Genomic DNA, 8,238 nt, shown 5'->3' with positions numbered 1-8,238 from the left:
TTAATTAAGGTTGGGGGATTAAACATTGTTGGATTCGTGGCATTTATTATTCTGATGTCGAAATTCGGAATTGGGGTAAAATACCATTCGTTTCTGGATGATTATGCAAAACGCGGTACACTTGAATCGGCCGTGAAAATGCTTCGTAAAATTTTATTCTGGAGTTTGTTCTTTGAGCTAAGCGGAGCCATTTTATTTTATTTTTTCCTGGGCGAAAATAATCCGCTGACCCCCACTACCGGCGATCGTGTTTTTGCTTCAGTATTCCATTCCATTTCCGCTTTTAACAATGCCGGATTTTCCATTTTCTATAATGGAATGTACAATGAGCATATTGTAAACAATTATTTTCTGCATATCGATTTGATTATTCTGATCTTTTTTGGTTCACTCGGTTTCATGGCAATTTTCGATTTGTTCTCGCTGGAGAATGTCCGCGAACGCATGCGTAAACCTTGGAAACGGATTAATTTTAATACCAAAGTTGCGCTGTATTTTTCACTGATTCTCCTTACGGCAGGTGCAATCCTGTTTTTTATTTTCGAATACAACAATACACTCGAAGGGAAAAACGGCGGAGAAATGGTGATCACTTCCCTGTTTCAGTCGGTAACTACCCGAACAGCGGGATTTAATACGGTGGATATTGGCGGATTAACCACGCCTACTCTAATGATCTTTCTATTCTTAATGTTTGTTGGAGCATCTTCAAATTCTACCGGTGGCGGTATAAAAACATCCACCTTTGCCATATTATGGGCATCTACTGTTGCCACTATGCGCGAAAAGAAAAATGTTGAATTGTTCAAGCGGACCATTCTCTCGGATACCGTATTAAAAGCCTTTACCATATTACTGTTTTTCATCGCGTGGAATCTGTTGGCGATAATTATATTAATGGTAACCGAACAGCATATTCTGGCAATGGATGATCGCAGTGAATTGGATGTGATTTTTGAACAAGTGTCGGCATTTGGTACTGCCGGATTATCTACAGGCATTACTTCCTCTTTATCTTTTGGAGGGAAAATTATCATCACCATGTCGATGTTCGTTGGTAAAATCGGAGCACTTACACTTGCTTATTTATTCGGACGAAAAGTAATTAGCACCAATTACAAATATCCACACGCCGATGCAATGGTGGGTTAAGCACATAGCAGGTGTTTTTATCATTTTTATTTATTGCCATTCGCAAGCGCAGGTAGCATCAGATTCTATTCCTCCTCATCGTTTACGAAACACCATTATTGGCGAATCCATTGCCTATAGTGCTACGGTTTCTTCTTTGTATTTTGTTTGGTATGCCGATCAGGATTTGGTGCCGATGCATTCCTTCAATGATTTTGATGAATGGATGCAAATGGATAAAATCGGACATCTAAGTACTGCCTTTTTATTTTCCGAATATTCGAATGATTTATACCGTAGAGCAGGATTAAAAAATAATTCCGCTGCCTGTTGGTCGGCCGGACAATCCTTGTTTTTCCTCAGTACACTCGAAGTGATGGACGGATTTTCATCGGGTTGGGGATTTTCATGGTCGGATATGGGCGCCAATGTTTTGGGTTGCGGATTATTTCTTTCCCAGCAATTGGGTTGGGAAGAGCAACGAATCCGCATGAAATTTTCATCACACCCTACTTCCTATAGTCAATATCGTCCCCATCTCCTCGGATCCGATTTTGCATCCCGTACATTAAAAGATTATAATGGTCAGACTTATTGGTTAAGCCTTAACATCGCATCATTTTTAAAATCGGAAAGTCGTTTTCCCCAATGGATTAATCTGGCTTTTGGTTATGGTGCAGAGGGTATGATTGGCGGCCGTGAAAATCCTGCATACGATGCCAATGGAAATCCATATCCTGTATTTCAGCGATACCGGCAGTATTATTTATCATTCGATATCGATTTTCGAAAAATTCCAGTTAAGCGAAAATGGCAACGGGTGATGCTGAATTCCTTGAATTGGATTAAAATTCCTTTTCCTGCTTTAGAATTTTCGGAGGGTGGAATTTCGTTCAGGCCCTTTTATTTCTGAATTAATTCAGATTGAAATTAAAATTTAATTCTCCCTTTTTCATTTTATGATAGGAGGAGCAGAGGTAGGAAATCATTTTAGAAAATGCGGTAAATGCGGATTCTGTTTCCGAGCTGATTTCCTGTTTTTTTAAGCGTAATAATAATTTAGTGTATAATGCATTAAAGCAAAGTTCCACTTCATTCATAGAATGAGATTTGGAACGTAAACGGTAATCTTCCATTCCCGGTGCTGCCTCTTCGTGCAACTGAAGATAGGAAGGATCCTTGGCTACATTGAGCAGGGTATTATGCAGGTAAAAAAGTTCCTGAATGATTTCGTAAATATCGTTGAGGTGACCTTTCTGCTCAATTTCCTGGTTTTTCATATTGCGGATAAGCTGACTAAACCATTCTTTTTCCGCCTTCAATTCTTCTTCAGATTTTAAAACTGGTCGCAATAAATTGAATTCAATAGCCTCGATATCGAAATTAAAAGATCGCACCACGTCTTCCATTTGCCACATGTACAAAATGTACTCGGCAACATTGGACTTTAATTTTTCCTCGGCTACCCGCATCTTATTTTCCGTTCATTGCATTATCGTACTCGGCATTTAGTCCTTTTACCACATCGGCAGTAATATCCATTTCCGGATTGATGTATAAAAATCCTAAACGCGGAACATAATTCATTACGATATCGATTTTATGTTCTTTAACATAACCATCAAGAAATGCTTCGATGTTCTGATACAATTTATCGGTCAGGTTTTGTTCTTTCATCGCCAGATCATTCATCAGTTCTTCTTGTTTGCGCTGGTAATCCATTTGTAAATTTTGCAATTCCATCATGGCTTTTTGTTGTTCGCTTTGAGTCATGAAACGCGCTTCGTCGTTTAATTTTTTCTCGCGCGCCATAGCGTATTCAGCTTTCTTTTTCAAAGTAGCTTCTGCTGCATCCTTCGATTCCTGCAATTCTTTTTCCGATTTGATGTAGAATTTATAGGAAGATTGAATGGAATCATTGCGCACAAAAGCAATTTTTGCTCCGGCCATTGGTTTGCCGCTGATTTCAGTTTTTGTTTCTGCAGGTTCTGCCGTTTCGGAACTGGTGGCTGGACCGGAATATACTTTTACAAATAAAAAGATGACGGCAATAAGTAAACCGATGTTTAGGCCAAGGGAAAGTTTAGACGAGTTCATTTAGGAGTTAACTTTTTTATATGCATTAGAAAAATCAGTGCGCATGCTCAAAAAACGTTGAATGCAGGATTGTATGAATTCACCATCCATCATCGATTTAACTTTATCCAGACCTTCAATATCGGTTTCGGCGATTTTGTAAATCTGTTCATAAGGCCCCGCCTCCAGCTTAATGATGTATTTTGCATTCCAGCTAAAAACGGTGATTTTGATATCCGGATGTGGTATTTCGGCAATAACGCGCATGTACAAATGTAAGGATATGTGCTTCAATGAAAAAGCCAAAAAAACAAAAACCGATCAAAACGACCGGTTTTTGTAGGAATGGACCTTCTAATTAACCTTTTTTACGTTCAAAATCCTGCATTACTTCAACTAACGCTTTTACGCTTTCAATTGGCATTGCATTGTAAATGGAGGCACGGTATCCGCCAACATCGCGGTGACCGCGAATACCGGAAATATTTGCAGCTTTCCACATTGCATCAAACTCCGCTTCGAGTTCAGGATTTTTCATCAGGAAGCAAACATTCATATTGGAACGGTCTTCTTTTTCTGCTGTTCCATAGAAAAGACTATTGCGGTCGATCTCACCGTAAATAAGGTCGGCTTTATCCTGGTTGATTTTTTCAATCCATTTTACACCACCATTTTTCTTTAACCAACGAAGGGTAAGCATGGTGACATAAATAGGGAATACAGGAGGAGTATTATACATCGATCCGCCTTTAATGTGAACGGCATAATCGAGCATGCTTAATTTTTTGCGGTCGCTTTTACCAACCAAATCTTTGTTGATCATCACCATGGTGGTGCCTGCAGGGCCCATATTTTTTTGTGCACCGGCGTAGATCATTCCAAATTGGTTTCCGTCGATAGGACGAGAAAAAATATCGGAAGACATATCGCATACTACAGGCACGGGTGATTTAGGGAATTGTTTGATTTGTGTTCCGTAAATCGTGTTGTTGGATGTGATGTGGAAATAATCTGCATCAGCAGGAATATCATATTTTTTAGGAATGTAATTGAAGTTTTTATCTTCCGATGAAGCTAAAACTACAGTTTCGCCTAACATTTTTGCTTCTTTAATGGCTTTTGTTGCCCATACTCCGGTATTCAGGTAAGCTGCTTTACCGTTCGTGCGAAGCAGATTATAAGGAATCATACCAAATTGCAGACTTGCACCTCCGCCTAAATAGAGCACTTCGTAATTTTCACCAACACCAAATAATTCCTTCACCAATGCACGAGCTTCATCCATTACTGCTTCGTAATCTTTGCTGCGGTGAGAAATCTCAAGCAACGAGAGATGGAGGTTATTAAAATTGATACAAGCATCAGATGCTTCTTTCAATACTTCAGCAGGAAGAATGGCAGGACCCGCACTGAAATTGTGAACTTTTTTCATGGTTATGAAAGTTATAAGGTTTGGTTGAGCAAAATTGAGAATAATTCGGAGTATAAAAAAGAAAAAGGGCAATTCAATTATTGCCCTTTAGTTTGTTTATGAATTTTTAGTTTTTTTTCGGATCATTCCACCATCGGTCCTTCTTGTCTTTTCCTCTTCTGGCATCTACATCCGGCACAAAAATCCATCGCTCATTTTCCAGCCGGAATCCGTCGAAGGATCCATCCGGGAAATAAAACTCCGGAATCCCTTCGGCGGCGGGACTTTCGGGGATAAGATGATCGTAGACTAATAATTGTTCCTTTTCATTGTACCTCAAGGTCATACTCGCCTGGGAGGAGAACTCAAAAACGATTCGCTTTTTCACGGATTTATCTGAACCAACAAAAATCGGAGCGCCGAATTGAATTTTATCGGACTGTATCACCATCACATCAATGATTTTCCGGGCCGATGTTTTATTATGTCCATCCCAACCCAACAAGGTGTATTCCTTTCTGCCTTTTGTGCCACTTATGATAATATCATAATATAAAGCACCCAGCCATTTCCGGTTGTCAAGGGTTTTATCTTCAGGCTCTTTAATGGTAATTCCCTGATCGAACAATTCGAAAATGCGAATTTTATTATCCGGTACCAATACAAACCCATAATACGTAAAAGTCCCATTGTTATTCTGAACATTCCAATTGAAAATCCGGAAATAATGATCTGGAGATGTCAGTTTAGCTATTGATTTTAAGGAGTCGAACGGATAATCCATTGCCCCTTTCATTTCCAGTGTTTCTTTTAACAGGTCTTTAAATTGTTTATTCCAGGTTTTACGAATGGCATCGGTGGGCGATTTTCGTAATGAATCGAGGCAGGTTTTTAATGAGTCTTCATAATAACGCAAATTCTCCCATCCTTCAGGTTGCTGAGACATTGCCTTATTGGAAAGGTTGATGAGTAATAGAAGAAAAACGAATCTTTTCATAAGAGTTATCATTCCAAAATCGTGCCGTGCAGGTGTATTAACGAAAAAACACCGTTTAATTACGGTGTTTCTTCAAAAAGGTTCGCTCTTTATAAGTGGAGGAAATCTTTCTTTTTACGAAGCTGTTCTTCCGATTCGCGGTGATCGGGGTCGTCCACACAACAATCTACCGGACAAACCGCTGCGCATTGAGGTTCGTCGTGGAAGCCTACACATTCGGTACACTTATCGGTAACGATATAATAGATATCCATCGATTTCGGATTGTTCGCCGAGGATGCATCTACGGATTTACCTTCTGGAGTAGTAAGATTTCCTTTCAGTGAAGTTCCATCAGAGAATTTCCATTCTGCACCTCCTTCATAGATGGCGTTATTCGGACATTCCGGTTCGCATGCACCGCAGTTGATGCATTCGTCTGTGATCATAATAGCCATGTCGGATATATTTTGTTTTTGTTTTAGATTTGCAAATATAGAAATACCAAATTTATTGGAGCTCCGAAATGGAATTAAAACAACGAATTGATGCATTTGTTCAGCTGGGAAAGGTTCTCGGGCAGTGCGCAGGCAGTAAAGATTGGTCGGGTTATACCCATGGAGTAAGCCAATCGGATTTTGATTCTTTTTCTCAATTATTGAATCAGGTTTATTTGCAAAATGGTTGGTTTACGGAGGAAAATGTCCGCAAAGCTTGTCTTGAATGGTCGCGGGCGCTGAGTAAGGAAAATCTTGAGCAATGGACCTCCGCTTATTCCGATTTAAACGGAAATGAAAAATTAAAAACCATCGCGCTGATCATGGCCGGTAATATTCCGATGGTCGGTTTTCATGATTTAGTTTGTGTTTTAATATCCGGTAATAAAGCACTCATAAAAATGTCGTCGGAAGATGATCGTTTGCTTCCATGGATATTAACTTATCTGGTGGTTCATATTGAGCCTGAGTTTGCTTCGCGCATTAAATTTGCCAGCGGAAAACTGGAAGATTTTTCTGCCGTTATTGCCACGGGATCAGATAATACCATGCGTTATTTTGAGAAATACTTTGGTACTTATCCACATATTTTTCGAGGTAACCGTACTTCAGTTGCAGTGCTGGATGGTTCCGAAACGGAGGAAGAATTGAATGCATTGGGACATGATATTTTTGATTATTTCGGATTGGGTTGCAGAAATGTTTCTAAATTATTTATCCCTAAAGATTTTGATCTGGATCGTTTTTTTGGAGCGATTTATTCTTTTCATCCCATAGTGCAGCATAAAAAATACGCCAATAATTACGATTACAATAAGGCCATCATGATGATGAATCAGGATGATTTAATTGAAAACGGATTTTTGTTGGTGAAGGAAGATGATCGTTTGCATTCACCTTTGGGTGCTTTATATGTTGAACGCTATACCGATTTGAATAAGGTGACGGAAAAGTTGAAGTCGGACGAAAACGAAATTCAATGTGTAGTTTCAAAATCCAATATTCCATTCGGAAAATCGCAAAGTCCGGAATTATGGGATTATGCTGATCATGTTGATACCTTGAAATTTTTATTGAACTGCTGATGGATGTTTTAAGAAGTTATATCAATTCCATTCGCAGGGATTTTGCGAATCGTCCGCTGGATGAAAATTCAGTTCCTGAAAATCCCTATCAATTGTTTGAGCAGTGGTTTGAAGATGCCGTTGGTTCGGAAATTCTGGATCCTTATGCGATGATGATTTCTACCGCAGATGAACATCAGCAGCCGTCTTCGCGGGTTGTTTATATGCGTGATATCAGTGAATCCGGTATTATTTTTTATACGAATTATTTAAGCCACAAAGGTCATGACCTTTCTGTGAACCATAAGATATCGGCCTTGTTTTTTTGGGTTGAACTGGAACGTCAGATCCGAATTGAAGGCATCGCTGAACCCGTTTCTCCAGAAATTTCGGATGCTTATTTTGCATCACGTCCACGCGAAAGTCAAATCGGAGCATGGGCCAGTGCGCAGAGTTCAGAAATTGAATCGCGTGAGGAATTGGAACGCTTGGTGTTGGAATACACAGAAAAATTCAAGGACCAGGAAGTTCCTCGTCCACCACACTGGGGCGGATATTTAATTCGTCCTGAAAAATTTGAATTCTGGCAAGGTCGTCCGAGTCGACTCCATGATCGTATTACTTTTAAACGAGATGCCGGCACCTGGCAAAGAAAGCGATTAGCCCCCTGATTGCTTAGGAAACCATCCTTTCATTTATTTTTTGTTGGTCCGACTTCCAGTTCATCCGGATATAAATCGCGCTGCAAATCGCCGTTTATGAATTGCCGTAAAAAACAAAGACCCGCAGGATTCTGCGGGTCTTTATTGTAGATGTAGTGTTCAGATTAGTTCGCTGCAGGAGCTGGAGCTGCTTTCTTAACAGTAGCTTTTTTCTTTGCAGCAGCTTTCTTCTTAGGAGCAGCTTTCTTTGCAGTAGCTTTCTTCTTAGGAGCAGCTTTTTTCTTTGCAACAGCTTTCTTCTTAGGAGCAGCTTTTTTCTTTGCAGCAGCTTTCTTCTTAGGAGCAGCTTTCTTTGCAGTAGCTTTCTTCTTAGGAGCAGCTTTTTTCTTAGCAGCTTTTTTCTTAGTAGCAGCTTTTTTCT

At 39.7% G+C, this 8,238-nt stretch carries 11 protein-coding genes; 4 read left to right on the top strand and 7 right to left on the bottom strand.

All coding sequences use genetic code 11. The features are described 5' to 3' along the window. A partial coding sequence (locus tag K1X56_14260; GenBank protein ID MBX7095881.1) for a hypothetical protein occupies positions 1–1,152 on the top strand: 1,152 nt, incomplete at its 5' end. Beyond that, entirely contained in the window at positions 1,136–2,044 is a 909-nt protein-coding gene (locus K1X56_14255; protein ID MBX7095880.1) for a YfiM family protein, read from the top strand. The genes K1X56_14260 and K1X56_14255, both read left to right, overlap by 17 nt. Before the next feature lies 1 nt (position 2,045). Here K1X56_14255 and K1X56_14250 read toward each other — a convergent pair whose 3' ends face one another. From K1X56_14250 to K1X56_14225, 6 genes are all read right to left on the bottom strand, one after another. Then, positions 2,046–2,603: a DUF4924 family protein gene (locus tag K1X56_14250; protein MBX7095879.1), complete on the bottom strand. Its 558-nt coding sequence runs from the start codon at positions 2,601–2,603 to the stop codon at positions 2,046–2,048. 1 nt (position 2,604) lies between these two features. Next, entirely contained in the window at positions 2,605–3,228 is a 624-nt protein-coding gene (locus K1X56_14245) for an OmpH family outer membrane protein (GenBank protein ID MBX7095878.1), read from the bottom strand. Continuing rightward, positions 3,229–3,474: a hypothetical protein gene (locus K1X56_14240; GenBank protein MBX7095877.1), complete on the bottom strand. Its 246-nt coding sequence runs from the start codon at positions 3,472–3,474 to the stop codon at positions 3,229–3,231. It abuts the gene before it with no gap. Between the two features lie 91 nt (positions 3,475–3,565). Next, positions 3,566–4,639, bottom strand: a complete 1,074-nt coding sequence (gene serC, locus K1X56_14235) for a 3-phosphoserine/phosphohydroxythreonine transaminase (protein MBX7095876.1) — start codon at positions 4,637–4,639, stop codon at positions 3,566–3,568. Positions 4,640–4,745: 106 nt separating this feature from the next. Next, positions 4,746–5,615 carry a hypothetical protein gene (locus tag K1X56_14230; GenBank protein ID MBX7095875.1) on the bottom strand — a complete coding sequence of 290 codons (870 nt, stop codon included), beginning with the start codon at positions 5,613–5,615 and terminating at the stop codon, positions 4,746–4,748. 89 nt (positions 5,616–5,704) lie between these two features. Further along, a complete protein-coding gene (locus tag K1X56_14225; protein ID MBX7095874.1) occupies positions 5,705–6,052 on the bottom strand; it encodes a 4Fe-4S dicluster domain-containing protein in 348 nt (115 codons plus the stop codon). A 68-nt stretch (positions 6,053–6,120) separates the two neighbouring features. Between K1X56_14225 and K1X56_14220 the strand changes: the two genes are divergently transcribed. Beyond that, the gene (locus K1X56_14220) at positions 6,121–7,176 is read left to right on the top strand and encodes an acyl-CoA reductase (protein ID MBX7095873.1); all 1,056 of its coding nucleotides are present in this window, start codon (positions 6,121–6,123) and stop codon (positions 7,174–7,176) included. Next, complete coding sequence (pdxH, locus tag K1X56_14215) at positions 7,176–7,826, top strand: pyridoxamine 5'-phosphate oxidase (protein ID MBX7095872.1); 651 nt, start codon at positions 7,176–7,178, stop codon at positions 7,824–7,826. The genes K1X56_14220 and pdxH overlap by 1 nt, the downstream gene beginning before the upstream one ends. Positions 7,827–7,981: 155 nt before the next feature. Here the strand turns inward: pdxH and K1X56_14210 are convergent. Next, the coding region (locus tag K1X56_14210; GenBank protein ID MBX7095871.1) for a hypothetical protein at positions 7,982–8,238 on the bottom strand (257 nt) is incomplete at its 5' end.

The organism is Flavobacteriales bacterium, assembly GCA_019694795.1.
Lineage (GTDB): Bacteria > Bacteroidota > Bacteroidia > Flavobacteriales_D > UBA2798 > UBA2798.
The sequence above is the reverse complement of the archived record's forward strand: the minus strand, read 5'-3'. Positions and strand labels throughout refer to the sequence as shown.